29 protein-coding genes and 2 pseudogenes are annotated in these 25,782 nt (G+C 38.6%); 11 read left to right on the forward strand and 20 right to left on the reverse strand.

Translation table 11 applies throughout. The features are described 5' to 3' along the window. Positions 1-111: 111 nt before the first annotated feature. Both M3225_RS01105 and M3225_RS01110 read right to left on the reverse strand, forming a co-directional pair. Positions 112-1,311, reverse strand: coding sequence for an MFS transporter (locus tag M3225_RS01105; RefSeq protein WP_251390479.1), 1,200 nt, complete (start codon positions 1,309-1,311; stop codon positions 112-114). Beyond that, a complete protein-coding gene (locus M3225_RS01110) occupies positions 1,280-1,732 on the reverse strand; it encodes a MarR family winged helix-turn-helix transcriptional regulator (RefSeq protein ID WP_251390481.1) in 453 nt (150 codons plus the stop codon). The genes M3225_RS01105 and M3225_RS01110 overlap by 32 nt, the downstream gene beginning before the upstream one ends. 252 nt (positions 1,733-1,984) lie before the next feature. Here M3225_RS01110 and M3225_RS01115 point away from each other — a divergent pair, with 252 nt between their 5' ends. After that, on the forward strand, positions 1,985-2,413 hold the full coding sequence (locus tag M3225_RS01115) for a hypothetical protein (RefSeq protein WP_251390483.1): 429 nt from the start codon (positions 1,985-1,987) through the stop codon (positions 2,411-2,413). Between the two features lie 21 nt (positions 2,414-2,434). Here the strand turns inward: M3225_RS01115 and sigH are convergent, their stop codons facing one another. The 4 genes from sigH to M3225_RS01135 all read right to left on the reverse strand — a co-directional run bounded on the left by sigH (position 2,435) and on the right by M3225_RS01135 (position 4,783). Next, positions 2,435-3,085 (reverse strand): RNA polymerase sporulation sigma factor SigH, encoded by a 651-nt coding sequence (gene sigH / locus M3225_RS01120; RefSeq protein WP_013058500.1) that lies wholly within the window; start codon positions 3,083-3,085, stop codon positions 2,435-2,437. A 384-nt stretch (positions 3,086-3,469) separates the two neighbouring features. Beyond that, positions 3,470-3,625, reverse strand: coding sequence for a DUF3934 domain-containing protein (locus M3225_RS01125; RefSeq protein WP_251391834.1), 156 nt, complete (start codon positions 3,623-3,625; stop codon positions 3,470-3,472). A gap of 77 nt (positions 3,626-3,702) precedes the next feature. Beyond that, on the reverse strand, positions 3,703-3,903 hold the full coding sequence (locus M3225_RS01130) for a cold-shock protein (RefSeq protein WP_013058502.1): 201 nt from the start codon (positions 3,901-3,903) through the stop codon (positions 3,703-3,705). Positions 3,904-4,222: 319 nt separating this feature from the next. Further along, positions 4,223-4,783, reverse strand: coding sequence for a histidine phosphatase family protein (locus tag M3225_RS01135; protein ID WP_251390486.1), 561 nt, complete (start codon positions 4,781-4,783; stop codon positions 4,223-4,225). A 96-nt stretch (positions 4,784-4,879) separates the two neighbouring features. Here M3225_RS01135 and M3225_RS01140 point away from each other — a divergent pair, with 96 nt between their 5' ends. After that, complete coding sequence (locus M3225_RS01140; RefSeq protein WP_251390488.1) at positions 4,880-5,554, forward strand: hypothetical protein; 675 nt, start codon at positions 4,880-4,882, stop codon at positions 5,552-5,554. A gap of 43 nt (positions 5,555-5,597) precedes the next feature. Here M3225_RS01140 and M3225_RS01145 read toward each other — a convergent pair whose 3' ends face one another. The 4 genes from M3225_RS01145 to M3225_RS01160 all read right to left on the reverse strand — a co-directional run bounded on the left by M3225_RS01145 (position 5,598) and on the right by M3225_RS01160 (position 9,891). Next, positions 5,598-5,711 (reverse strand): YjcZ family sporulation protein, encoded by a 114-nt coding sequence (locus M3225_RS01145; RefSeq protein WP_013058504.1) that lies wholly within the window; start codon positions 5,709-5,711, stop codon positions 5,598-5,600. A gap of 337 nt (positions 5,712-6,048) precedes the next feature. Next, positions 6,049-6,921 carry an AraC family transcriptional regulator gene (locus tag M3225_RS01150; RefSeq protein WP_251390491.1) on the reverse strand — a complete coding sequence of 291 codons (873 nt, stop codon included), beginning with the start codon at positions 6,919-6,921 and terminating at the stop codon, positions 6,049-6,051. A gap of 146 nt (positions 6,922-7,067) precedes the next feature. Further along, positions 7,068-8,456: an amino acid permease gene (locus M3225_RS01155; RefSeq protein WP_251390494.1), complete on the reverse strand. Its 1,389-nt coding sequence runs from the start codon at positions 8,454-8,456 to the stop codon at positions 7,068-7,070. Between the two features lie 40 nt (positions 8,457-8,496). Further along, positions 8,497-9,891, reverse strand: a complete 1,395-nt coding sequence (locus M3225_RS01160) for an amino acid permease (RefSeq protein ID WP_214987341.1) — start codon at positions 9,889-9,891, stop codon at positions 8,497-8,499. Between the two features lie 531 nt (positions 9,892-10,422). Here M3225_RS01160 and pruA point away from each other — a divergent pair. The 4 genes and pseudogenes from pruA to M3225_RS01180 all read left to right on the forward strand — a co-directional run bounded on the left by pruA (position 10,423) and on the right by M3225_RS01180 (position 14,568). Continuing rightward, positions 10,423-11,991 carry an L-glutamate gamma-semialdehyde dehydrogenase gene (gene pruA / locus M3225_RS01165; protein WP_251390496.1) on the forward strand — a complete coding sequence of 523 codons (1,569 nt, stop codon included), beginning with the start codon at positions 10,423-10,425 and terminating at the stop codon, positions 11,989-11,991. A 73-nt stretch (positions 11,992-12,064) separates the two neighbouring features. Then, positions 12,065-12,979: a proline dehydrogenase family protein gene (locus tag M3225_RS01170; RefSeq protein WP_025750035.1), complete on the forward strand. Its 915-nt coding sequence runs from the start codon at positions 12,065-12,067 to the stop codon at positions 12,977-12,979. Between the two features lie 172 nt (positions 12,980-13,151). Beyond that, entirely contained in the window at positions 13,152-13,955 is an 804-nt protein-coding gene (locus M3225_RS01175; protein ID WP_251390498.1) for a YwqG family protein, read from the forward strand. Positions 13,956-14,181: 226 nt separating this feature from the next. Beyond that, positions 14,182-14,568: pseudogene (locus tag M3225_RS01180) on the forward strand (VOC family protein). On the opposite strand, the gene M3225_RS01185 reads toward M3225_RS01180, so the two are convergent. After that, positions 14,536-14,745, reverse strand: a complete 210-nt coding sequence (locus tag M3225_RS01185; RefSeq protein ID WP_251390500.1) for a hypothetical protein — start codon at positions 14,743-14,745, stop codon at positions 14,536-14,538. The pseudogene M3225_RS01180 and the gene M3225_RS01185 overlap by 33 nt on opposite strands. 190 nt (positions 14,746-14,935) lie before the next feature. Between M3225_RS01185 and spoIIP the strand changes: the two genes are divergently transcribed. Beyond that, complete coding sequence (gene spoIIP, locus M3225_RS01190) at positions 14,936-16,120, forward strand: stage II sporulation protein P (protein ID WP_251390502.1); 1,185 nt, start codon at positions 14,936-14,938, stop codon at positions 16,118-16,120. Positions 16,121-16,296: 176 nt separating this feature from the next. Then, complete coding sequence (locus M3225_RS01195; protein ID WP_251390504.1) at positions 16,297-17,739, forward strand: MDR family MFS transporter; 1,443 nt, start codon at positions 16,297-16,299, stop codon at positions 17,737-17,739. Between the two features lie 138 nt (positions 17,740-17,877). Here M3225_RS01195 and M3225_RS01200 read toward each other — a convergent pair whose 3' ends face one another. The 5 genes and pseudogenes from M3225_RS01200 to M3225_RS01220 all read right to left on the reverse strand — a co-directional run bounded on the left by M3225_RS01200 (position 17,878) and on the right by M3225_RS01220 (position 19,744). Then, on the reverse strand, positions 17,878-18,027 hold the full coding sequence (locus tag M3225_RS01200; protein WP_251390505.1) for a hypothetical protein: 150 nt from the start codon (positions 18,025-18,027) through the stop codon (positions 17,878-17,880). Positions 18,028-18,109: 82 nt separating this feature from the next. Then, positions 18,110-18,709: pseudogene (locus M3225_RS01205) on the reverse strand (EAL domain-containing protein); the annotation flags it as partial. Between the two features lie 27 nt (positions 18,710-18,736). Next, entirely contained in the window at positions 18,737-18,934 is a 198-nt protein-coding gene (locus M3225_RS01210) for a hypothetical protein (RefSeq protein WP_251390509.1), read from the reverse strand. 63 nt (positions 18,935-18,997) lie between these two features. Beyond that, positions 18,998-19,348 (reverse strand): diguanylate cyclase domain-containing protein, encoded by a 351-nt coding sequence (locus tag M3225_RS01215; protein ID WP_251390511.1) that lies wholly within the window; start codon positions 19,346-19,348, stop codon positions 18,998-19,000. Continuing rightward, positions 19,349-19,744, reverse strand: a complete 396-nt coding sequence (locus M3225_RS01220) for a PAS domain-containing protein (protein ID WP_308215724.1) — start codon at positions 19,742-19,744, stop codon at positions 19,349-19,351. A 148-nt stretch (positions 19,745-19,892) separates the two neighbouring features. Between M3225_RS01220 and M3225_RS01225 the strand changes: the two genes are divergently transcribed. Next, entirely contained in the window at positions 19,893-20,048 is a 156-nt protein-coding gene (locus M3225_RS01225; RefSeq protein WP_214987348.1) for a hypothetical protein, read from the forward strand. 481 nt (positions 20,049-20,529) lie between these two features. Then, the gene (locus M3225_RS01230; RefSeq protein WP_251390516.1) at positions 20,530-21,255 is read left to right on the forward strand and encodes an AbrB/MazE/SpoVT family DNA-binding domain-containing protein; all 726 of its coding nucleotides are present in this window, start codon (positions 20,530-20,532) and stop codon (positions 21,253-21,255) included. 100 nt (positions 21,256-21,355) lie between these two features. Here M3225_RS01230 and M3225_RS01235 read toward each other — a convergent pair whose 3' ends face one another. Then, positions 21,356-22,705, reverse strand: a complete 1,350-nt coding sequence (locus M3225_RS01235) for a TcaA NTF2-like domain-containing protein (RefSeq protein WP_251390517.1) — start codon at positions 22,703-22,705, stop codon at positions 21,356-21,358. Positions 22,706-22,861: 156 nt separating this feature from the next. Between M3225_RS01235 and M3225_RS01240 the strand changes: the two genes are divergently transcribed. After that, complete coding sequence (locus M3225_RS01240) at positions 22,862-23,596, forward strand: class I SAM-dependent DNA methyltransferase (RefSeq protein ID WP_251390519.1); 735 nt, start codon at positions 22,862-22,864, stop codon at positions 23,594-23,596. Positions 23,597-23,747: 151 nt separating this feature from the next. Here the strand turns inward: M3225_RS01240 and M3225_RS01245 are convergent, their stop codons facing one another. From M3225_RS01245 to M3225_RS01255, 3 genes are all read right to left on the reverse strand, one after another. Continuing rightward, positions 23,748-24,101, reverse strand: a complete 354-nt coding sequence (locus M3225_RS01245; RefSeq protein ID WP_214987352.1) for a DUF2294 domain-containing protein — start codon at positions 24,099-24,101, stop codon at positions 23,748-23,750. 2 nt (positions 24,102-24,103) lie between these two features. Further along, positions 24,104-24,526 (reverse strand): phosphate-starvation-inducible protein PsiE, encoded by a 423-nt coding sequence (locus tag M3225_RS01250; protein ID WP_251390521.1) that lies wholly within the window; start codon positions 24,524-24,526, stop codon positions 24,104-24,106. Positions 24,527-24,872: 346 nt separating this feature from the next. Further along, positions 24,873-25,745, reverse strand: coding sequence for a 5'-methylthioadenosine/S-adenosylhomocysteine nucleosidase (locus tag M3225_RS01255; RefSeq protein WP_251390523.1), 873 nt, complete (start codon positions 25,743-25,745; stop codon positions 24,873-24,875). Positions 25,746-25,782 lie beyond the last annotated feature (37 nt).

Consider the following 25,782-nt stretch of genomic DNA (forward strand, 5'->3'; position numbering starts at 1 on the left):
TGGTGCATATGGATAGGAATTGGCTAGTATCTTTTGGCTTAAATACGCTTACCTTCCAAAGTCCTGCAAAAAAACCATAAAAAAACTCGGCGCTTATGCCGCCGAGCCTTTTTATTTCATGCCTACCTGGATATTTGCTGCTTGTTGTTTTTGACGTAAATTTGCAATCCACTTGTAGTAAAGCGTAATCAAGAGAACAAAAACCCCTAGCGCAAAGTACAGTTTTGAATAGCCTAAAGCGCCTGCTGCAATTCCTAATACAAATGAACCAACTGCAATACCACTATCGTAAAACGTAAAGAACGTGGCGGTTGCGTACGCGCTTCGGTGAGCAGGTGCTGCTTGAATCGCCAGCGTTTGGAAGCTAGGAAGCAAAGTCCCGTAGCCTAGTCCTACTAACGCACCTGAAAACAGCAGCATCCAAGAAGAATGCGTAAAGCTTAAGCTGAATAGACCAATTGCAAAGACAATACAAGATGGAATAATTACGATGTTTGGGCCAGCTTTATCAAATAATCTTCCGGTAAACGGTCGTGAAATCAGCATCGCAGCTGCGAACACGACGAAGAAAAAGCTTGCAGTTTTAATCAATCCAAGCGACTGTGCGTACACAGAAATAAAAGAAATAATACTTGCATACGAAAAAGAAACGAGAATACCTACTGATGAAATCGGCATGGATTTCTTTTCAAATAAATCGCTCAGTGAAAACGATCTTTTTACTGACGGAGCAGCGTTTTCTTGAAGATTTTTAACAAGCATTCCGCACAGCCAGCCAACTAGCATAATCACGCCAAATACAAGGAAAATAATGTTGTATGCCATGTACTGATGAAGCGTTAATGCTAAAAACGGACCTGCAACAACGGCTAAGTTCATTGACATTCCAAAGTAGCCAAGTCCTTCTCCTCGTCTTTTAGCTGGAACTAAATCCGCTGCAATCGCTCCCGTGACGGTTGTTGCTAAGCTGAATGAAATTCCTTGAAAGAAGCGCAGTAATAACAGCACGTTAAAATGGTGGATAAGCATATATAAGAAGGAAGAAAGCGCAAAAATGAGGGTACTAACTACAAGCGTTTTTTTCTTTCCAAATTGTTCAATGACTTTCCCTGAAAACGGTCTAACAATAATTGCAGATAATAAAAAGATTGTAACAACAAGCCCTGCCTGCGTACTCGTACCGTCTAAGGCATCTAGTACATAAATCGGCAGCAGCGTCAGCAATGCATAAAACACGACAAAGATAAAAAAGTTGGTGATCGCAATGCTGATAAAGCTTTTAGTCCAGATTGGCTCCTGCTGGTTCGTCATTCATTTCACCCTTTTCTGTAGATTTACAAATTTTCTTTAATAATGAAATAAGCTGATCCTGTTCGCTTTCGGATAAACGAATCAGCAAATTTTCTTCTAAACATTCAATTTCATGCTGAATCTTCGGAAGCTTTTCCTCTGCTTGAGGAGATAAATAAACGATGCGCTCTCGTTTATCACTGCCTGCTTTTCGAATAATCCATCCGCTTTTTTCAAGCCTTGTTAACGTGCGTGTAACCGTTGGCGCTTCGACATTTAAATACTGCCAAATCTCCGTTTGTGTCATCGAGCCGAATCGCTTTAAACAAAATAAAATCGAATACTGTGAGCTGTATAGCCCGTACGCTTTTAACACTTCATTTACTTCTTTAATAGACAATCTCGACTTTTGATGAAGCTCATGAAACACTAAGTTATTCACTTTTCTCACCTCATCTTTTATTTTATTTACCTAGGTAACTAATCGCTCTTTTATTAGTATATGTGCTACTACTTGATGTGTAAAGGCGGACAAAAAGAGCCAAAAACAGCTGTTTTCTCTTTATTTCTACTAATGATTCACGCTTTCACTTCTATTTTCTTATTCTTTCGCATCACGAAACTTTTTGTATATATTTACATGCACCTGCAAACTCTGTTAAAGAAGACGAAACACTATGCGGGAGGCTGGTATATGTTTTCACTGCGCGGCGATGCTCATAAAGTCTACCTTAAATTAAAAAAAGCGGCTCATCAAAACCAAAATACAGAAGAAATTGGTGAATTAGCGGAGATGGAAGAAATTCGGCAGCTTTACCTTACGCTCGACAGCGCTACTTTACGAAAAGTTTATTACCGAATGACCAAAGAAAAAAACGGCTCAGGAGTCATTCCCATCCTTGTTTCTGCCTTGCCTTGGCTCTTTTTTTTATTTTCTCAGCGGCTGCAGCAATTTTTATTTCACGACGGCAGCTGGCTTTGGATTATTTTTGTGCTGCTGTATGTTTTTATTCTCATTCCAAGCGTCATCCTTCATTTTCATGAACAATCGTGGGCTTCTGTTCATATTGAAATTATTCAAGACATTTTAAAAGAACGTGAAAAAGAGCCGAAACCCCTTTGAGGTCCGGCTGTTTTTTACCTATTATGAAATAGCTTGTCTGCTTTCTACGTCGCGACCTAACTTTCTTTTGATACGCTGCAGTGCATTGTCAATTGACTTAACGTGCGTATTTAGTTCTTTCGAAATTTCAGCGTACGAATGACCGTCCATATACAGCGTCAGTGCTTTTCTTTCCAATTCACTAAGTGTTTCCGCAATTTTTAACTCGCGGTCTTCCACTTTTTCTTGATGAATCAGCACCGCTTCCGGATTAGCAATTTGATCACCAGGAATCATATCCATCAGCGTATAGTTCGATTCTTCATCATACAGAGGCTTGTCCAATGAAATGTAAGAATTTAACGGACCGTGCTTTTGACGAGTAGCCGTTTTGATTGCCGTAATGATTTGTCTTGTGATGCATAGCTCCGCAAACCCTTTAAAAGATGTTAACTTGTCTTCGTTAAAGTCGCGAATCGCTTTGTACAGTCCAATCATTCCTTCTTGGACGATATCTTCTTTTTCAGCACCAATCAAAAAGTATTTTCTTGCTTTTCCCCTGACAAGATTTTGATACTTGTTGATTAAATACTCCAATGATTTTTCATCTCCACTATGAACCATTTCAACCAAAACATGATCTTCTAACATAGCATAATTTTGAACTTTTTCAATTACGATGCCTACACTCACTCATATCCCCCCGTTACACTTAGTTGAGTTTTGATGTGTTCTAAACTGATGCATGATCTACTTGTTACGACGCTACTGCAATACGGTCCAGAAACGCAAAAAGCGTACAGAGTAAACTGTCGCTTTCCTCTCTCACTTTATGCTCCCCTGCATCTTTCTATAATCTATTATAAAAGAGTATAACCGATAAAAATCAAAAAGGTTGTCGAAATATGAAAGTGTTTGCAAAAAAAATCAATTTTTATAGAAAATTCACACAAATCATTTTATTATTTCATATAGTGACAGCAATCCGGAAAAAAAGCAATAAAAAATACTTCCATATAAAATAAACTTACTCAAGCAGAGTAAGTCGAAGTTGCAGATGATGCTGCGCATATAGGATTAGTTGCCTTCCGGCTTATCAGCATTTTTTGTTCCTTTGCTTTTATAAGGCTTTGCATTTTTCTTCTTTTTTGCACTCGCCTGCCAGCGGTTCCATCCTTTTTTACCGGTGCCTCGCTCCGTGCCGCCTTTACCTTTTGCTTTACTCATAAGTATTCCTCCGTTACCTGCGTGTTTGCTACAATAAAAAAAGACCCCGTCCAAAGTCGGAGTCTTTTTTGGATTGCATAAAATTATGCTTTCACAACGTTAGCAGCTTGTGCACCGCGTTGACCTTGCTCGATGTCGAAAGTCACTTTTTGACCTTCGTCTAAAGATTTGAATCCGTCGCCTTGAATTGCGCTGAAATGTACGAATACATCTTCTCCGCCTTCAATTTCGATGAAACCGAAACCTTTTTCTGCATTAAACCATTTTACTGTACCTTCAGTCATACTATTTCCTCCAGTGGTGGAATTACTCCACGCATATATTACTACCCTTGCTCAATCGTACTATTTCCAGATAAAAATTTCTATTGAAGAATATTTCTCTTCTTTCAATTTCATACCGAACAAAAATAATTAACCTTAGTGTAACATATCAATTTAGAAATAGCAAGTTTCTGTTCTAAGACAGGCTTTACACTAATTATGTATCTGCTAAAAGCCTCTGGGACAGCTTTGAGGCTAACAACATTTCTGAATCGTGATGCGGCATAAGGCTTTTTCATTCAGCAATATGTATCATCTTCACAAAAAAACTTTTATTTAATCAATTTGTTTTCTTCTCATTCCAGAGCCTTGTAATGGAACCTTTCTTCTTTTCAAGATCGATTTGATACACATCGGGGTTCGTTAAACGAGACCATTCATCAAATCCAAACTTCGGATCAAAATACCTCAGGATTAACGTCATCAAATTGCCGTGGGTAACAAACAGAATCGTTTCCTCTTTTTCATTCATTACTTCTTCAAGCAGCTCCAAGGCGCGGGCTGTGGCTTCTTTCGTCGATTCCCCTCCTTCTACCTTAAAGTCTATATCATCAAACGTTCTCTTTAATACTTCCATCCAGTTTGAAAGAGACTGTCCGCTTAAACGTCTTTCTTCTAGCCTTGCATCTATATGGAGAGGCAGACCGGTTTCTTTTGCATAAGGTTCAATCGTTTGTACGGCTCGTTTGTACGAACTTGAAATAATTTTATCAACGGGATAGCTTAGCTCGTTCAAATAATCCATTAACTGCCGTGCTTGCTGTATGCCTTGTCCTGTCAGTGATGCTTTTGCTTCTTGTCCTTCTGCTTCACAATGCCTAACTAATAAAAAAGTTTTCATTCACTTTCCTCCTCACACAATAAAATAACCATTAATTACAAAATAAGATAATAATAGTATATAATGATACGTGATTTATAGCTAAGGAGGAACCACATGATTCGTGAACGATCACTTTTTACAAAAGGACTCATCTTTTTACTAGCTGTTTTTATTTTAAACATCCCTTTCCCTAACTCAACGCCGCTCAGTCATTCTGTCTTTTCCTTTTTAGGCCTTCCCATCTATGGAGATGAAGAAACAATGACGGGAATTCAATACGCTAGCAATGCGTGGGGAATTATACTTTTAATTGGTCTTTTTGCACTTTACAAAAGTTTAAATTGTCATCGTTTAAAACTAACGATTTTAGCTGCGTTTATTGCTATATCGGGTCCTGGTCATATGGTTGAAGCCGTACAAAAGACCGTGTTACCAGGAATGTATGCCATTTCTTACGACGCTGAAAACAGCATTTGTACATTTGAAATGAATAAAAAAGAAACCGTATTAACAGGCTCCTGTGACCTTTCATTTGAAAATCACAGCTCAAAACCCATTACGTTTGAAGCAGCACTGGATGAGCGCTCCTATTTTAAAGAAGATACTCCTTTTTTACTTATGATGAATAAGCCTAGACCTCATACTGTTACGTTGGAACCAAAGGCGTATCAAACTGTCGAAATCACTTCATCTGTCAAAGTGGCAGACTTTCCTGCTAAAATCTCTATGAGTGAAATAAACGGCTTTCATGTAAACATTTATCAAAACGGGAAAAAGCGTTATTTATAAGCATTGAAAAAAGCCCTCTTATAGGGCTTTTTAAATGAGTGAATTACCAGCCAAAGCCTCCGCCGTAGCAGCTGCAGCCGATAATCACTAATAAAATAAATAATACAACTAATAAAGCAAAACCAGATCCATGACCATATCCAGCGTTTCCAGACATACGAACACTTCCTTTTCTTTAGTTACTCTTTCCTCAAGGAAAATGCTGTTTGCATTTCGCTTGAGTTGGATTATCTTATGCCTGAACACGCCGTTTTGACTCTGTTTTTTTACTTTTTCTTTATCCTCATGATGATGCACGTTAGCAATAGAGAGAAAAAAACAACAAAACTAAGGTGAATGTACGAGACATCTAGCTTTTAATAGCTGTACTTAGTTTGAGTGTGAACACGGTTTATGCCCAAAGTCATCCTATATTAATGAAAAAGATGGTCCAAGCGGCAAAAACAAAGAGTGATAAAATGCGCTGATGCACTTTCTTCAACTCTGTATCATCTTTATTTTTTGATAACTGGAACCCATATCTCACTTTTAAAAACTGGTACTGTGGTATCCTTGCTTTCGTTCCATAGGATTTCTGGCCCTTCTACTTGTTCATAGTTAGAGGATGGAAACCACTCTGCATAAATTCGTCCCCACACGTTTTGAAGCGTATCTGGAAACGGCCCAACTGCTTCGAATACTGCCCACGTTAAAGCTGGCACTTCAAGTTTTTTGAAACCCTCTGGACATTTATTCGTCGTTGCTGCACCAATATAATGATCAAGCTCGCCTTTTTCATCCATTCTCCCTTCAGAAAAATGAATGGACGCACTAATCAACCCGGATGGTTCAACATTTGAAATTTTTTTAAGTCTGTGAATGGTATCATGATCTAAGCTCTCCCACATAGCACGAATCCTCGGGTTCACGCCATGAAAAATGATTGGTACTCTCTCCATGATTCCCACAATACGAAATGCTTCTTTTTTTTCAATTCTATAGTTCATTTCGCTTCCTCCTTTAACAGATAACTGAAAGGTCATCGCTGGATACGCTTTAAGTGAATGGCCCTCTTCTCTAGCCTCTGAAGGAGTTAGACCATGCAATTTCTGAAATGCTCTTGTGAAAGAATCCGGTGAGCTATATCCATATTTGACAGCGATATCGATGACTTTTTTCTCATCATTTTTAAGATCAAAAGCTGCTAAAGTTAAACGTCTGCGACGAATATACTCCGAGAGCGGTACACCTGCTAGAAATGAAAACATTCGTTTGAAATGATACTCTGAACAATACGCACGCTTTGCTGCTTCTTTAAAGTCAATGTTTTGAGCGAGATTTTTTTCAATATAACGTAACGCTTCGTTTAATCCTTTAAGCATATCCATTTACTTGACCTCCCTTATGTTAAGAATAGCAGGATACAAATATCACTGTCCGACATTCCGTGCACAGATATGCAGGGTGCTTTGTTTCTAGTTTATACAAGTTCTCTAAAAACAAAAGAACCCTCTAAGGGTTCTTTCAGCTCCTTTTATTTAACTAGCTTATGACTCTCAGAAGATGCAACTTCCGTGCGCTTACCGATACCAAGTACATAGTAACTCAGCACGACAATCGCTAAAAAGATAATGCCGACAATCAGCGATATGCGCGTTTCGTCGTTAAACCACATACCTACAAGCACCATAAGTAAAAAAGCAATCGTTACATAGTTTGTCATAGGGGCAAAAGGCATTTTAAATGGATGTTGATCCATCGCCGCTCCTTTTGCTTTTCGAAAACGCATTTGACTGATAAGAATCACAAACCACGGAATCATACCTGGAAGCACGCTCGCACTGTACACGTACACAAAAACGTTTGGCGGTGCAATATAATTTAAGATAACGCCCGCTGCTAAGCCGATCATCACCGCAACGGTACTATAAATAGGCACTCCGTTTCGAGAAACCTTTGTAAAAAACGCTGGAGCCTGTCCATTCACACCTAACGTATAAAGCATACGTCCTGCGCTGAAAATTCCGCTGTTGCACCCAGACATTGCCGCTGTGATGACAACAAAGTTAATAATTCCTGCAGCTGCTGTAATTCCTACTTTAGCAAATGTAGAAACAAACGGACTGCCGAGCGAATCCAGCTCGTTCCACGGATACACCGTTACAATCACAAAGATGGCGCCGATATAAAAAATTAAAATACGCCAAATCAAGCTTTGAATTGCACTTGTTAACGTTTTTTTAGGGTCTTTTGCTTCTCCTGCTGTAATTCCAATAAGCTCTACTCCTTGATATGCAGCAATAACAAGCGACAGAGCAAAGAAAAAGCCTGACCATCCGCCTGTAAAGAAACCGCGGTTTGCCCACAAATTCGACAGTCCAAGCGCTTCTCCGCCGTTTCCAAGACCGAAGAAAATAAGGCCAAGACCAGCAATAATCATGAGAACAATCGTCACGATTTTAATCATCGCAAACCAAAATTCAAACTCTCCGAAGGATTTCACCGAAATTAAATTTGCCGCACCGAGAATGATCATCGCAACAATTCCCGGAACCCACGCCGGCAAATGCGGGAACCAGTACTGCACGTAAGCTCCGACGGCAATAATTTCTGCCATGCCGACAATCACCCATTGAAACCAGTTGCTCCAAGCCGTGATGTAGCCAGCTAACGGATGAATATATTTATGGCCAAATGTCGCAAATGAACCCGTACTTGGCTCTAAGTAAAGCATCTCACCCATTGCACGCATAATAAAGAAAATAAAAACGCCGCAAATGGCATACGCAAGCAGGACGGATGGCCCCGTCCATTTAATCGTGCTCGCTGAACCCATGAATAACCCTACGCCAATTGTTCCTCCAAGGGCAATCATTTGAATATGACGAGATTCAAGCCCTCTTTTTAACTCTTTGTTTGCCAATTCACTTCCTCCTAGCCACTACTGATGGTTTTCTCTTCTATTAAGAAATTCTTTTATTCCCCTGTCCTGATAGGGAACTATTATCTTTTTTCTTTTTCATAAAGAAGTACGAACACACTACAAATACTGCAATCAGCAGCGTGAGATAAAACTGAGTGCGAAGTGAATCAATAAATGCCATCGCAATAAAGATACTTGTGATCGCCGCGATCGTTCCATACGTTAAATAAGGAAATAGCCACATTCTGATTTTTAAGGCTTCCGGCTTTTCTTTTTCGTATTTTTTTCTCATGCGAAGCTGCGAAAAAGCAATAACAAGGTACACAAGAAGCGCTACGCCTCCCGATGCGTTTACTAAAAATAAAAAGATTTTATCAGGTGAAAGATAGTTAAAGCCAACGCTGATGTAAGAAATCACGGTACACCCTACAATGGCATTAAACGGAATGCCTTTTTTATTCACTTTCAAAAACATGCGCGGCGCGTCTCCTTTTTGCGCCATTGAGTACAGCATACGAGAACTCGTGTATAGACCTGAATTTAAGCAAGACAAAACGGCAGTCAGTACGATAAAGTTCATAATTTGAGCCGCTGCAGGGACGTTTACTAGCTCTAAAATCGAAACGAACGGACTTTTCATCAAGCTTGAAGAATCCCATGGAAGAATAGTTACCAAGATTAAAATTGACCCAAGATAAAAAAATAAAATACGATAAATAACGGTATTTGTTGCGATGGTGATCGCTCGTTCAGGCTGAGCTGATTCTCCAGCCGCTGTTGCGACAATTTCTGTTCCCATAAAAGAAAACATTACAATCGCCACTCCTAAAAAGACAGAGCTGATTCCGTTTGGAAGAAATCCGCCTCTATGAAGAAGGTTCGACGCTCCTGGAGACTCTACTCCCGGTATTAAACCGAGGATAATCGCTCCTCCTAAAAGTAAAAACAGCACTAAACTAACCACTTTAATGAGTGAAAACCAATATTCAAATTCACCAAACGATTTAACAGAGTATAAGTTCGTTAAAGTTAATAAAAATGTTAGGATCAGACTCACACCCCAAGATGGTAAAGACGGAAACCAATATTGAATAATAGTTGAACCGGCAATCGCTTCAACTGCAATAACAATGACCCAGAAAAACCAGTATAGCCAGCCGATTGTGTAGCCGGCCCACGGCCCAAGCGCTTCTCTGGCGTATGTGGCGAACGAGCCGCTCGAAGGATTAGCTGTAGACATTTCTCCCAGCATTCGCATAACTAAAATCACCAGTAAACCGGCAAACGCGTATGAAAAGATGGAACCTGGACCTGCTGCGTTAATGAGCGATCCGCTTCCAATGAACAAACCAGCACCAATGATTCCTCCTAAAGAAATCATAGTTATGTGTCGAATTTTTAATTCTTTTTTTAACTCAGGCGGTTGATGACTCATGTTAAAATCCTCCTTATAGGAACCGTCATTTACAGAATTACACGTTCTTCGCATCGCGCGTTAAATATGTAAGCCCTTACAAAAATGTGGACAAATAACTGCTGTTTTCCTACCCTCCCTCTATCTGCACATTCAAATGAAGCCTTCACTTGACTCAAGAGCCAGCTTCATTCGACAAAAATTACTTTTCGAATTATATGATAATTTATCTTGAACAACTTTGTCTATTGTTTTTTTGAAAAGAAGATCATTTTAATTTACTCACGATAAACTCTTTCCTCTACCGTAATTCTTCACTTCAAAACATCTTTTCATATACTTTCCTATGTCCCTTCTTTTGCTTTTTGTTCAAAATCACTATAAAAACGAAGGAACAATTGGTTATTTAAACAAAAGTGTTTATTTTTAAAAAATATTGAACATTTTTGTTAAAAAACTATGTACAAAATGATGATTAGGTGATTATAATACAGGTATAGGGTGTTGGAATATTAACTATGTTGCAAATTTTCTAAAAAAGGGGAAATGAAAATGAACACAATGAATATCAACGAAATCAAAAAATACAAACACGAACCTTTCACTGACTTTACGGTTGCAGAAAACAAAGATGCGTTTGAATCTGCATTAGAACTTGTACAATCAGAGCTTGGAAAGGACTATCCTCTTGTAATTGGCGGGGAATTAATTACAACAGAAGATCAAATTCAGTCAATTAACCCAGCAAATAAAGCAGAAGTTATCGGCCGCGTGTCAAAAGCAGATCAAGACCTGGCTGAAAAAGCAATGCAAGCGGCACTTTCTACATTTAATACGTGGAAAAAAGAAGCGCCGGAAGCTCGAGCAGATATTCTTTTCCGCGCAGCGGACATTATTCGCCGCCGCAAGCATGAATTTTCCGCTTACCTTGTAAAAGAAGCAGGAAAACCATGGAAAGAAGCAGATGCTGATACAGCAGAAGCAATCGACTTCCTTGAATACTACGCTCGCCAAATGGTGCAGCTAAAAGACGGCGCGCCTGTTGAAAGCCGCGAAGGTGAAGAAAATAAGTTTAATTACATTCCGCTTGGTGTCGGCGTTATTATTTCACCGTTTAACTTCCCGTTAGCGATCATGGCTGGAACAGCTGCAGCAGCGATTGTAGCAGGCAATACAGTTCTATTGAAACCAGCAAACAACACACCGGTTATCGCAGCGAAATTTGTAGAAGTAATGAAAGAAGCTGGCCTTCCAGACGGCGTGTTAAACTACGTACCGGGAAGCGGAAGCGAAATTGGCGACTATTTAGTAGATCATCCAAAAACACGCTTCGTTTCATTTACAGGTTCTCGTGAAGTAGGCTGCCGCATCTATGAACGCGCAGCAAAAGTACAGCCTGGTCAAATCTGGTTAAAACGCGTCATTGCTGAAATGGGCGGTAAAGACACAGTGGTTGTGGATAGAGATGCCGATTTAGATTTAGCTGCTTCTTCTATTGTGTATTCAGCGTTTGGCTTCTCTGGACAAAAGTGTTCAGCAGGCTCTCGTGCGGTTGTTCACCAAGACGTATATGACATCGTTCTTGAAAAAGCAGTTGCACTGACAAAAACATTAACAATGGGCAGCCCTGAAGATGTGAATACCTATATGGGACCTGTTATTGATCAGGCTTCTTTTAACAAAATTACAAAGTACATTGAAATCGGTAAAGAAGAAGGCCGTTTAATGACGGGCGGAGAAGCAGATGATTCAAAAGGCTATTTCATTCAGCCTACGATCATTGCAGATGTAGATGAAAAAGCACGTTTAATGCAAGAAGAAATCTTCGGCCCAGTCGTAGCATTCTGCAAAGCACGCGACTTCGATCACATGATGGAAATTGCAAACAATACAGACTACGGCTTAACAGGTGCCCTTCTTTCAAATACGCCTGAACACATCGAGCGTGCAAAAGAAGAGTTCCACGTCGGAAACCTTTACTTCAACCGCGGTTGTACAGGTGCCATCGTTGGGTACCAGCCGTTTGGCGGATTTAATATGTCAGGAACAGATTCAAAAGCTGGCGGTCCTGATTACTTGATTCTGCACCTGCAAGCAAAAACAACAAGCACTACGCTTTAATACTCAGTAGAGCAGCCCTAGGCTGCTCTATCTTAAAACAACAAGGGATTTTTTTCTATAGGGGGAGATATTTATGTTAGCAGAAGTATCTAAAAATGTGTTTCTTCACGCTTCCCAAAATAAAGCGCTAAACAAAGCGGCGAAAAAATGGGGTCTTCGCTTTGGTGCAGCTCAAGTGGTAGCTGGCGACACGATTGAACATGCGATCAAAAAAGTACGGGAACTGAATGAAAAAGGACTTGTTTGTACGCTTGATCATTTAGGGGAATTTGTTTCAAGCAGAGAAGAAGCCATCGAAGCGACTCAATATAACGTCAGAACGCTGGAAGCTATGGGGCAAGCCGGTGTAACATGCAACTTATCTGTAAAAATGACGCAGCTTGGTTTGGATATCGACCGCAGTTTTTGCGTTGAGAACATGCGCCGCATTCTTGAAACAGCAAAAAAATACGATAACTTTGTTCGAATTGACATGGAAGACTATGCCCACTGTCAAATGACGCTAGATATTTTACGAGAGCTTCGCGAGACGTTTGATAATGTTGGAACGGTTATTCAAGCTTACCTGTTCCGCGCTGAACAAGACGTAAAAGAGCTAAAAGGAATTCCTCTTCGATTGGTAAAAGGCGCGTATCAAGAATCACCAACCGTGGCATTTCAAGATAAAGCACAAATTGATGAGAACTATATGCGAATTATCGAAGAACATCTGCTCAGCGGAACATACACGGCTATTGCATCTCATGATCACAATATTATTGCAAAAGTAAAAGAGTTTGCTCACAAAAACAACATCCCGCGCACGCAGTTTGAATTTCAAATGCTGTACGGATTCCGAACAGATATGCAGCTTAGCCTTGCAAAAGAAGGCTATACAATGCGCGTATACGTTCCATTTGGCAACGACTGGTTTGGCTACTTTATGCGCCGCTTAGCAGAAAGACCGCAAAACGTAGCATTTGCTTTAAAAGGATTCTTTTCTAAATAAGCAGTCATTTAGTAAGTTCCATAATGAAAACGCTATCATTTCTTTGTACCCTTTGTAGATGCTTCTGCAAAGGGATTTTTTATTCTATTTCTCTTCCCTTTCAGTATGTATTACGCTAAAACAAAAATACGAACAAATGTTCTTTTTACTATAAATAAAAAGGAGAGTACATATGAATCCTATATCAAAATTAGCACTGCTTCCTGAGCTAGAATCTTACCGAAAAGAAATCGAAAAAACATGTAAGCCTTACATCCACATCAATACAGTCATGAACAGTCCAAAATTATATGAAAGCAAGTTTGGCGGCAATCCCTACCTTCCTTTAGAAGCAAATCATCCTCTCGACTCCGAGGGCAAGCCAATGCTGCTGAGGGCACAAATCAATTTTTCTGACGTTCCTTCCTATGAAAATATGCCGTCTCAAGGCATGCTTCAATTTTTTATTTGCGGAGCTGATAACGATAACACCGGTGATGTGTATGATCTCGATTTTGACCATCCTACGTCTCAAAAAGACTTTCGCGTCGTTTTTTATGAGAGCGTAACAACTGACGAAAAAAAGCTCATAACAGATTTTACGTATCTAGAGGACATTGACCGAGATATGTTCCCTATTCCTCAAGAAGTAGGCTTACAGTTTGAAATAAAAAGCGAACCCGTTTCCCCTACTGACTATCGATATAATGATATAGAATCAGATTTATTCGAAGATGAAGAAACTGAAGAAATCTACTGGAATGAGCTTACTGGCGAGTATCATAAAATGGGCGGATACGCTTTTTTCCCTCAAATCGATCCTCGAGACTACGATGAAGCGCTGCGAGCATACAATGTTCTCCTTCTTCAATTCGCCATGGACGACGAAGCGGATATTATGTTTGGCGATGCGGGAGTGGCAAACTTCTTCATTAAAGAAGAAGATCTTCGCAACCGTAACTTTAGGGATGTTTTATACAACTGGGATTGCTGTTAAAAGCAACTTAATCATCTTTTGTTAACGTATAGTGATATTCCATGTTAATCTCCAATTCTAATAAATAGTAACAAAATAAAATATACCTAATTTGGCTTTATATGGATATATAATACTGCTTCTTTTATAAGTTTTTCTTATGAAAACGATTATTTTTTTGTCATTTATTTACACGGATACATCAGGTAAGCTTGATATGTAGTCTACTATTCAAGGGGGAATGTTTATGACTTTTACACTAACGCACATTGATCATATTCAGCTAGCTGCACCACCAAATTCAGAGAGCGAAGCAAGACACTTTTTTGGAACCGTTCTTGGCTTAACAGAAATCGAAAAGCCGGAAAGTCTAAAAAAACGCGGCGGTGTGTGGTTTGAATTTGGTTCTTATCAACTGCATATTGGTGTTGAACATACCTTTTCACCCGCAAAATAAGCGCACCCGGGATTTTATGTTAAAAACATCACTGCGTTAAAACAGCATCTGACTAATCTTGATATTTCTTTTATAGAAGATAAAAATCTCCCCGGTGCTGAAAGAATTTACGTCGATGATCCTTTTGGCAACCGAATGGAGTTTTCAGAAAAAGTGAATCTCCCTTTTTCTAGCTGAATGTCCGACAAAACAAGAGCTCTTATTTAAGAGCTCTTGTTTTTTTGGTCCTTCTTTCTGCTTTTCTTTCCACAGCATGTACAGCAATAGCCCAAGTACACAAAATGCCACTCCAAACAGTGCTAAAGGAAATAAAAGTGTATTAATAAAATGATGATAGATCCATGAATCGTTCATCTAACCAGCTCCAATACGCACCGTTTTTTCACAGTATTCCCCAATACAAACTTTTTTATGTTGTGTTAAATATCATGGTTTCTATCATATTTCTTTTTCTTTTTAATAGAGTAAATAGTAGATACATAACATTCTCCTCTTAGAGTTCTCATCCACTGATTTTAAAATTTCATTAGAGGAGGTTCATTCTATGAAAAACAAGTTCACTGAAAAGCCGAAAAAGCTTTTTGGGATTCTTTCTTATAAATCGTTAATTATAGCTGTACTATTTGTTCTGTTAACGTCTGCCGCTATTTTTACCGTCACGTATTCAACTCTTCAGCATACGCTGCGCTCAAACGTTGTCTATCAAGCGCTATCAAATTATAAAGCCCAAAGCTTGTTCTACTTCATGCATATAGAAAACCATCATTTCTCTCATGCATTTGAAGAAGACTTCTCTCCGCCTCCTCTCTCTTCTGTCGCCTTGCAGCTTGCGACTAACATTCGCGTGGCGGATGCACGAAGCTTATTTGGATCAGAACTGCCCGGCTTTTCTATTTTTGATTCTCATATTCTACTAGCCGGTGAAGGAACCGATTATACAACCATTCCCCATGAATCGGCTCCTCCGCTCGAAAGCATTTCCGGAGAGCGTGATTTAGATCCTGCTGAAAGCAAAACGTACGAAGAAAGTAAAAAACAGTCTCAAACACAGGCCAAGCAAAGCACAGGAGACAAAAAAGTCGTATACATCTACCACACGCACAGCTGGGAATCTTATTTTCCTTTACTCGGGATGCAAGGTGAAGCGAACGAAGATAAAGCCGTTGATAACAAAACCAACATCACGCTCATTGGTCAAATGCTAGGTATGGAATTAAAAGCAGATGGAATTGGCTCAGAAGTAGATACAACCAACATGACTCAAAAACTGAATGAAAAAGGCTGGGGTACAGGACGAGCCTATACGATGTCTCGAAGTGTGGTGGAAACAGCGCTTCAGCAAAACAAAGACGTCGATTATTTAATTGATATTCATCGTGATTCACTGCGACAAGAAAAAACAACGGCTACTATCAACGGCAAATCGTACGCTAAAATGATGATTGTATTAGGTGAAGCAAACCCGAAATTTGATGAAAATGTTAAAATGGCCAAAGCGATTCATGAAAAGCTTGAGAAAAAATATCCAGGTCTTAGCCGCGGAGTATTAAGCAAAAAGAAAACAAGCGGCAATAACGGCTTGTATAATCAAGACTTATCCGACCGTTCCATTTTGATTGAAGTAGGAGGCGTTGATAACAATATGGAAGAACTAACAAATACCGTCAAAGCTTTTTCAGATGTGTTCAGCGAGTATTACTGGCAAGCTGAAAAAGTGAATGCGCAGTAAAGAGAATGGCTGTCTTTGAAGTCCCATGAAGTGACTGATAAGACAGCTTTTTCTCTTTATTTTGTCATGTTATGTTCTTCACTTGCATATATTCTAACCTTTACGTCAACGTAATATTATAAGTATACTTGTTTATAAAGACGAACTTTATCACAATGTATAGGAGTTAAGAACATATGAATGTGTACAGTACAAAACAAGCACCTTTTTGGCCCATCATTTTAGCAGTCTTCTTTGGGAATTTTTTAGCTATTTTAAGCACTTCTACCATCAATGTTGCTCTGCCCGTTTTAATGAGTCACTTTGAAACAAATTTAAGCTCTGCACAGTGGGCAGTGACTGGCTTTATGCTAGCAACTGGAATAATCGCGCCTATCGTCGGCTATTTAGGAGACAAACTAAGCTATAAAAAACTATACGTATATACACTCATTGGCTTTACTTTGTTTTCTGGCTTATGCGCAGCCGCATGGAATATTGAGTCGCTTATTACCTTTCGAATTTTACAGGGAATTTGCAGCGGAATTGTCATGCCTACTACTATGACGATTATTTATCAGGTAATTGAAAAAGAAAAACAAACGTTTGCGATTAGTCTTTGGAGCGTATCTGCGATGTTTGCTCCTGCATTTGGCCCTACTTTAGGAGGCTTGATGACCGAATATTCCGGCTGGAAATCGCTGTTTTTAATGAATCTTCCAATCGGGATTATCGCCATTATCATCGCTGCTCGCTTTGTTCCTTACTATCGCTTAAGCCAAGTGAAGTCATTTGACGCGGTTGGATTTGTCACGGTTATCGTCAGCAGCGCCTCTCTTCTTGTCGCATTTAGCTTAGGTAACAGCTGGGGATGGCTCGATGGAAAAACAATATTTCTTCTTTTATTAGGTCTTATCAGTTTATCTCTTTTTATCTTTTGGGAGCTTCGGACATCAGATCCTCTGTTAAATTTGCGTGTTTTTAAATATACACGGTACACCTACAGCGTCATTTTAAACTGTGTTATTGGTATCAGCTTATATTCCAGCACGTTTTTGATTCCCGTCTTTTCTCAAAGCGTTCAGCACGCTTCTGCTTTACATACGGGATTGATCTTGCTTCCCGGCTCGTTAGCCATGATTCTTTTTACATTACTTATCGGGAAAATTTATGGAAAAGTAGGACCCATGTGGCTTAGCTTTATCGGAATTGTCTTAATTGGAATTGCCACGTGGAAATTTAAATCGTTAACGCCGCAGTCTTCATTTATATATCTCTCTTTATGGATGGGCATTCGCTATGTCGGGACCGCTTTTTCCCACATGCCTGTTAATAATGCCGGAATGAGCGTCATTCCAAAAGAATACTCTGGACACGCCTCGTCTATCAATAACTGGACGCGACAAGTAATCGGCTCTTTTTCAATAGGCATATTCAGCGCCATTCTTGCTTCTCGTACTTTTGTTCATACAAAGGAGCTTCAGCACATAAATAGCAAAGATACGATGCTTCATGAACAAGCAATGAGCCTTGGCATGAATGACGCGTTCTTTTTTACAACGGTTATTGTAATCCTGACGATTCCTTTAACATTTACGTTAAAAAAGAAACGAAAGCGCGCAGCGGAAACAGCTTTATAAATACCCATAAAATGTACCTTTGGGAAATCGTACGAAATGAACATTAGGAAACAGTCGAAAACATCTCACATACAATCTCTTCTCTTTATGTGAGCGGACTGTAGGTGAAGAAACAAAAAAACTAGCTACCCAAGATAGCTAGTTTTTGTTTTTATGAAAGTCGCACTTCTCTTTTTCTTCACATGCAAAGCACACAAGCTTTCCTTCGACAACCACGCCGTTCAAAAATCCCTCTAAGCAGTACACTTCTTTTTGACATACCGTACAGATTCCGACATACTCTTTCACGACTTTATCACTCCTTGTATCGTATTAAAAACCATAAAAAAAGCTCTATTAAAGAGCTTCTTTCCGTACACCTGATTCTCCTTCAATTCAACAAACGGCCCATTTTCTCAGGAGAAAGCGGCTTATCAAATATATAGCCTTGACCGATATGACAGCCTTGTTCCGTCACAAACTGCAGCTGTTCTTCATTTTCGATTCCTTCTGCGGTTAAGTCAAAGTTAAGTTTTTTTCCCATTTGAATAATCGTTTCCACTAATACTTTTCCGACTTCGTCTAAGTCGTCAATAAATGATTTATCAATTTTTAACGTATTAATCGGCAAGTGTTTAAGATAGCTAAGGGAAGAGTAGCACGTTCCGAAATCATCCATCGCTACTTTTATCCCTAGACTCCGCAAGCGGTTTAATACTTTTTTCGATTCTTGACTGTTTTGAATAACGCTTTCAGTGATTTCAAGTTCAAGAAAGTGCGGCTCGAGGCCCGTTTCTTTCAAAATTTGTTCAATATCCGTTACAAATCGTGAAGACTTCAGCTGAATCGGTGACACGTTCACCCATATTTTACTCGCTTTTGAATTCATTTCTGTCCATATTTTCATTTGCTTACAGGCTTCTTCTAACACCCATTTTCCAACCAGAACAATCAGACCTACTTCTTCTAAAATGGGCAAAAATTCATTTGGATAGACGGTACCAAATTTTGCGCTCTTTCAGCGGATGAGCGCTTCTGCCCCTATGACATCAGACGTTTTTAAATCAATTAACGACTGATAAACGAGCTGAAACTCATTTCTTTCTAACGCATACTTTAACACATTCTCCATGATGATCGTTTTAATCATTCGTTCATTTGATGAAGACGAACTCATTTCATATGTATTTCGTCCATTTCGTTTTGCCACATACATCGCAATATCTGCTTGCTTGATCAGCCAGTCGATTAGTTCATCTGCGTCTTTTGGAATAATATGCTACTGACATTCCTTTGAAAACAAGCCGATGCCAACGCTTGTAGAGGTTAACACTTTATCTCCGTCTATATAAAAAGGCAGCGACATTTCTTTTACAATCTGCTCGGTCATTTCCTCGATTTCCTCAACAGTCTTTAGAGAATGCAGCACTAAAATGAACTCATCGCCCCCGTTCCGTGAGATAAAATCAGAGGAAGGAATACATTTTCTTAACTTTCCTGCTACGCGCCTCAGCAGCACATCTCCGTGATGATGGCTAAGCGTATCATTTATTGATTTAAAACGGTCTAAATCTAAAAATAAAATCGCCAGCAGTTCAGGAGATTCTTCATCTAAAAGCAGCTTTTTCAACTACTTATTTAACCAGTAGCGATTAGGCACATTGGTTAAAGGATCATAATAAGCCATTTGCTTAATTTTTTCTTCATATGCTTTTCGCTTTGTAATATCATTACGAATCGATACGTACTGATACGGTTTGCCTCGTTCGTCTAAAAAAGGAACAATGGTTGTATCTACCCAGTAATCCGAACCGTCTTTTGCTTTGTTTTTTATCTCTCCGTGCCATACCTTACCGGAGCTGATCGTGTTCCATAACTCTTTAAAAAACAAGCTTGAATGATGTTTCGAATTAATAATACGATGATCTTGACCTAGGAGCTCATGTCTTTCATACTTAGAAATTTCACAGAATTTATCGTTCACGTGTACTACGTGCACCCTTCTCTTATTCACTACTACCTTCACTAAGTTGAGGAAAACAGGAAACTTTGCTTCATGAAGAAATTCAATGTTTCTCCACCCTAATTCAGGAATTCCAATCAAAAATATGGATATTTATGCTAATATAAAATTTGTTGATCATATAAAGAAACAAATAGTAGCGGGGTGTCATATGGATAATCAATACGTTGTAGGGTGGGGAACGCTGGCTCTAATTAATGCCGGATTAGCGCAAGGTAAAAATCGGACCGGTCTGAACTGGTTCTTATTATCTCTTGCTTTAGGACCGATTGCTACCTTCATCTTACTGCTGGTTGAAAAACGATAAAATTGGCTCAAAGCTCATTACTTTGAGCTTTTTTCTTTATCCTTCAACTATAACTGATCTCCAAAACAAGTAAAAAAGCACCGTTTGAAAATTTTTTCTGAGCTTAATATGCATAAATCTATTCATCATTCAGACTGAGTTTGGCTACATTTTTTTGATTAAAAACCTAAACTTACTCTTTAGAAATGGGATACTGGCCCTTTTTAAGCCTTTTCTTACTTCTCTTCTTACAATAAAACCAAAAGAAAGAAAAATGCTTCTATTCTATGCTTTTTCAATTAATAGATTGGCTGCTTTCTTCAGATTATTACCGTTTACACGGGACAGCTATACATCTACTGGACAGAGTTAAACTTCCTGTATTTCTCAATCTTTACGATGAATAAATACTCATTTGCTTCATTTGACAAAGAAATAAATGCTGTGTAATTTAAGTAACATACCCCATCTAAAATGTTTTTAGAAAGGATTAAGTAGCAAGATGCGTACAAAAAAAGAAGAGTGTATAATTGATGAAATGGGAAGAGTATCCCTTCCTTCTTTGTTTATGCAACTAACGAAACTCGAGACGAACGACAAAGTTTTCTTACGGAGCTGTGATGATTGGATTATTATTGATCACCATGACGAAAATGTCCCCGTTCCTTCTCATATCTTCATTCGAACAATTAACCATATGGGTAGAATAGTCATTCCGAGATCCCTGCGAGATGACTATGAACTTAAGCCCTTTGATTATGTAGAACTATACGTGATAGAGCAGCAAATTGTTATGAAAAAAAGAGACGAAAAATCGACAGCGCTTTCACAAAAACCTGCGGCGCCCCCTCCTTATTATGCAACATTAACTGGACGGCAGATTCAGCTCACTTCTGAACTTTTAACGTCAGTCGGATTGGATGCAAACACGGAGGTTCAATTTTTTATTAACCAAAAAAATAACATTGTGATTCAAAAATATGAAATGAGTTTTGGTAAGAAAACGACTTTAACATTTACGGCTCAATCTCGAAAAATTGATGACCGTTTTAGACTTACCATTCCTAAAAAGCTGCGAGATGAGTTCTCTATCCACTCAGGTACGATGTTAAAAATAAAGACGGGTAATAAGCAGCTAATTTTAGAAAAAGTGGAGAATGAAAAAGAGATTAGCAGCGTATTATCTCAGCAAATAGACGCCGCAATCATTGGAAAATTATTGAAATAAGAACAGCGCCAGAAACAAATGGTTCCCTACGACTTCAAAGCAAAAGCTAAGAGTTGCGCATAGACGTAACACTTCCATACTCAACTCTTAGCTTTTAGACTTATCTTTTTATTTCTTTATACATTGTTTCTACTGGATAATCGCTAAAGCGACTCATCCACTCTTTTACTGTGAGTGTGATACGATCTCGATATGTGGGATTATTCGTGTAGAATTTTACTTTGTCACTGTCAACAATTAACGCTACGTAATAATAGCCTTGCTTATCATACTCAATGATTCCTTCCATAAGCGTGTACAAACCGGTTACTCCCCCTGATAGCGCTGTCGCGCCTAAGCCATCTAAATCTTTTTCTTCATGTACGATTTGAAAGTTATCAACAAGCGCTTCATAGTCATTTCCTACAAGTTTTTTCACATTTTCATCATGTTCGCTTGGAAGGATATCGTGCTCTGATAATGTCTTCGTATGTTCTGTGATCTTTCCTTTTTTATACGTGCCGTCAAAAGAAACATTTAACCCGCCGTAATAGGAACAGCCTGCAGTAGCATCAATTTTGATTTCTTTTTGGCTTAACGTGAAGTTTAGTACACATTCCGTAGCTTCTTCCGTGTCTTTATAAATAGCTTTATTTCCTTCCACCTCTGCTTTTCCTTCTATTCCTCCTGCATTCGCACCGTATACTGCACCTATTGTAAAATCAAAAGAGCCGCTTGTTGAATTAGTGATGGTTAATCCTGCTTCTTGATGATGAATATCTCTTGACCATTCTCCATCATAGTTTCCGCTGCTTTGCTTCGATGGTACTGATGCTTTGATTGAAGCAGTATTCTCTGCCTTAGAAATATCCTTTAAACGTAATTGACCACCCGACCATACCGCTGAATATAGCCAATCATACTCTTTTATCGTTTCTGAACCATTAGGCTGAACAATCCTAATCACTTCATGGGTTTGGATATGATAAGCAGAGCCTGCTTTTTTAAAATCAACCACTTCATAATCTACTAATCTTTCTTGAATTCCTTTGCCATGTAAATGACTAATTAAAGACTGCTGATCCCTATAAAGAGAACTTCCTTTCACCAGATAGCTGTTTACTTCTTTGAAAGCACCGATGTTGATTCCTTTTATTAAACCTTTTAAATACGACTTGATTAATACATTAGCCGTTTGTTTGGTAGGGATGGATACGTTGTTTTCATCTTTAGCAGGAGGTGTAGTACTTGTTGAAGAAGTGCTTGACTTTTGATGATTGCTCTTTTCCTTATCATCTTTTTGATCTGATGTGTGAATAGCACTTGCTTCTTGCTCAGGATGTTGAACACTTGAAGTGATGCTTTCTTTTTCGTCGCGGGAAGATACCTCATTTTGCTGACAGCCGCTTATGAATAAACTAACCGACAGCAGAATACTAACCACACTGACGCTTATAGTGGAACGTTTCATGACTTCTCCTCTTTTCTTCTCTAGTTACACAGAACGATTCATTAACACTACAATTATACTAAAATAAAACACTATTTCCATATCCATCAAAATTATTGTAAATAATTTGAATATATGTGTATAATAAGGTACTTTGCATAGAGGAGGCTGATTTAGTTGAAGAGTTCAACCGGAGCTGAATTTTACGATAATGACGAGACGTTTTTAGCATATACTAAACGCCGGCAGCAGAAAGAAAATGCCAACGATACGATTGAAAAACCGGCCATTCTACAGCTTCTAGGTGATGTTACAGATGCAAACATTTTAGATTTAGGGTGCGGAAACGCTGGATTTGGCGTGGAGCTTCTTGCACAAGGGTGTTTCTCGTATACGGGAGTAGACGGCTCAATCAATATGATAAACGCGGCTCATCAACAGCTTTCAAACTACCCAAATGCAAGAGTGATCCATGAATCGATGAAGCAATATACTCCACCACGTGCCGAATACGATTTAGTTACCGCAAGACTGTCTCTTCACTATATGGAAGACTTAGCTCCCATTTTCATTAAAGTGAATCAAGCGCTCAAACCTGAAGGAAGATTTATTTTTTCCGTTGAACATCCAGTCATTACGTCTACTCTTCAGCCTTCCGCTCTCCGCACAAACTGGACCGTGGACAACTATTTCTTAATGGGATTCCGCCAGCAGCACTGGATGGGCGGATACGTTCAAAAATATCATCGCACGCTTGAAGAATACTTTTCTTTGATGCAGCAAAGCGGATTTACCGTCACAAACTTAAAGGAAGCATGCCCTCAAAAAGAACACTTCGACAGCGCCGAAACTTACGAGCGTCGAATGCGCATTCCTTTGTTTTTGCTGATGAGCGGCGTGAAGAACGGATAAGCGCCTAGATGAAAAAAGCATCAAAGCCTTCATTAAGGAAACAAAGGCTTTGATGCTTTTTACACTTATTCTTCACAACACCAAGCATACGCTATATCTCTGTTGTTTGCCGCGACTAAATTCCTCTTTCTTCCAAAAAAGACTATTTTAGTTAATCTTCTAACTTTCTATCAAAAACAAAAGTAGTCATCGCAACATCTTCTTCAATGTTAATGTCTGAAAAAACTCTTATAATTTTTGCATGGACAAGTTTTTCAAACTTATCTCGTATATCTGAACAATCATAAATTTTTTTTACTAGTTCCGTACGTGCCTCATGAACCATCCGTTTGCCTTCAGGAGAAGTTATCATAAACTTTTCTACATTCGTAAGATTACCTTTCATTTCGCTAACAGCCCATGTATCTATAAAACGAGTAGTGATTTCCCTCGGTCCGTTTCCAACCTGCTCTTTACGGATTTCGCGCACCAAATTACTAAATTCATGCTCCCTATTTCTACTCATGTTCAAATTCTCCTTTCATTATCTTCTAATCTTTTTTTCGTTAACATTAAATAACTAATAGTTAAAGCGATAATTCCTAACGATAAAAATAAACTTCCAATTTGATAATTATTATTCACAATAATAAATCGTATTGTAGCGGTAATTCCAATATATAAAAGATAACTTAACGGGAAATGGCAGCTTTCCTTAAAATAAGTCATAATCATCGAAACAAAAGCAAAATATAAAAAGAAAACCAATACTTTTCCGAGGATTTTATGAACGTTATTATTTCCTGCTAAGGCATCATTCATAATATAAAAAAGCTCTCTCAATAAGAAATAAACGAGTATAAACCCAAGAACAATCAGCGAGACATTTAAAATAAATTGATATGTCGTAATTAGATACTGCCTTTTTTTACATAAAAATAGTTTAAACACCTTTGTATCCCTTCCTTTTATCTAACTTCCTTACATTGATTCTATTCATGTTAGTAAAACACTCAAAAGCTATTAGCCTGTTTTAGAGCCTGCTGCTTTTTTAGTTGTCTCCACTATCTCCACTCCTCCACAAAAAAACCCATCATAAAGAAATTTGTGCATAGTTGTACAAATTTCTTTATGATGGGTTAACGACTCAGCATTTTTCAATACTTGTTATCCAGCCCGCCATATATCTACATATAGTCAAGTCACCAAAGATAAAAAAACATATGTGATGAGTTCCTATCAATAAGCTTCTTTACAATTAATTATAACGCAACATATCAAAACTTTAAATAAAGATTTACTTAGCTTTTGTGCTGATATAGTGTTTAATTACTTCATAAACGTAGTCTTGACAAGCAGCTGCTGTGTTTGGATTATATTTTCCATTGTTTACTTTGTTGTTAGATAGCACTCTGATACCTAAGAATGGAACGTCATAGCTTCCTGCAATTTGTGCTGCCGCTGCACCTTCCATTTCTTCTACAGACGTCCCATACTTAGTGTGGAACCACTTAATTCTATCCACTTCGTTATTCCACGTGTCTGCTGATCCTATCGTTCCTTCAACCACTTTACCCTTTTTATATGTATCTTTTACTTCATTTGCAGCCGCAAGTAATTTTTTATCTCCTTCATAATAACGAGCTTTTTCAGCATCAGGATCTTCCCCAGCACTTCCTTCAGAAGCCATCAAATCCATCGGCTTCCACGCAGTAGGATCCATTCCTTCGCCTTCTTTTTTATCTGCTGTTTTTAAGGAGCCTATATTGGTTGTTCGCTTCCCTAAAACAATATCAAACACGTTTAGATTTTCATCATGTCCACCTGATGTTCCTTGATTGATAATAGCTCTAGGATGGTATTTCTCTATAGCTATCGCTGTAGCAGCTGCTGTGTTTTCCATTCCCTTTCCCATTTTAACAACAATGACCGGATAATTATCGACGGTTCCTTTGTAAAAAACAAAATTCCCTGATTTTTCTTCTTTTACATTTTCTAATTTTTTAGCGAATTTCTGCGCTTCTATCGGCATCGGCCCTTGAACAATAATAGGCTTCTGTTTATCTCCAGCTTCCTTTTTTGAAGTTGAATTACACCCGGCAAGTATAGATAGTAATAAGATCATACCAATAGCAAATAAAGCCCCTGTTTTTAACATGTTGTTTTTCATAGATTGTTACGTTCACTCCGTTTCGTTTTGTTGTTTA

This window comes from Priestia aryabhattai (genome assembly GCF_023715685.1).
GTDB classification, from domain to species: Bacteria; Bacillota; Bacilli; order Bacillales; family Bacillaceae_H; genus Priestia; species Priestia aryabhattai_B.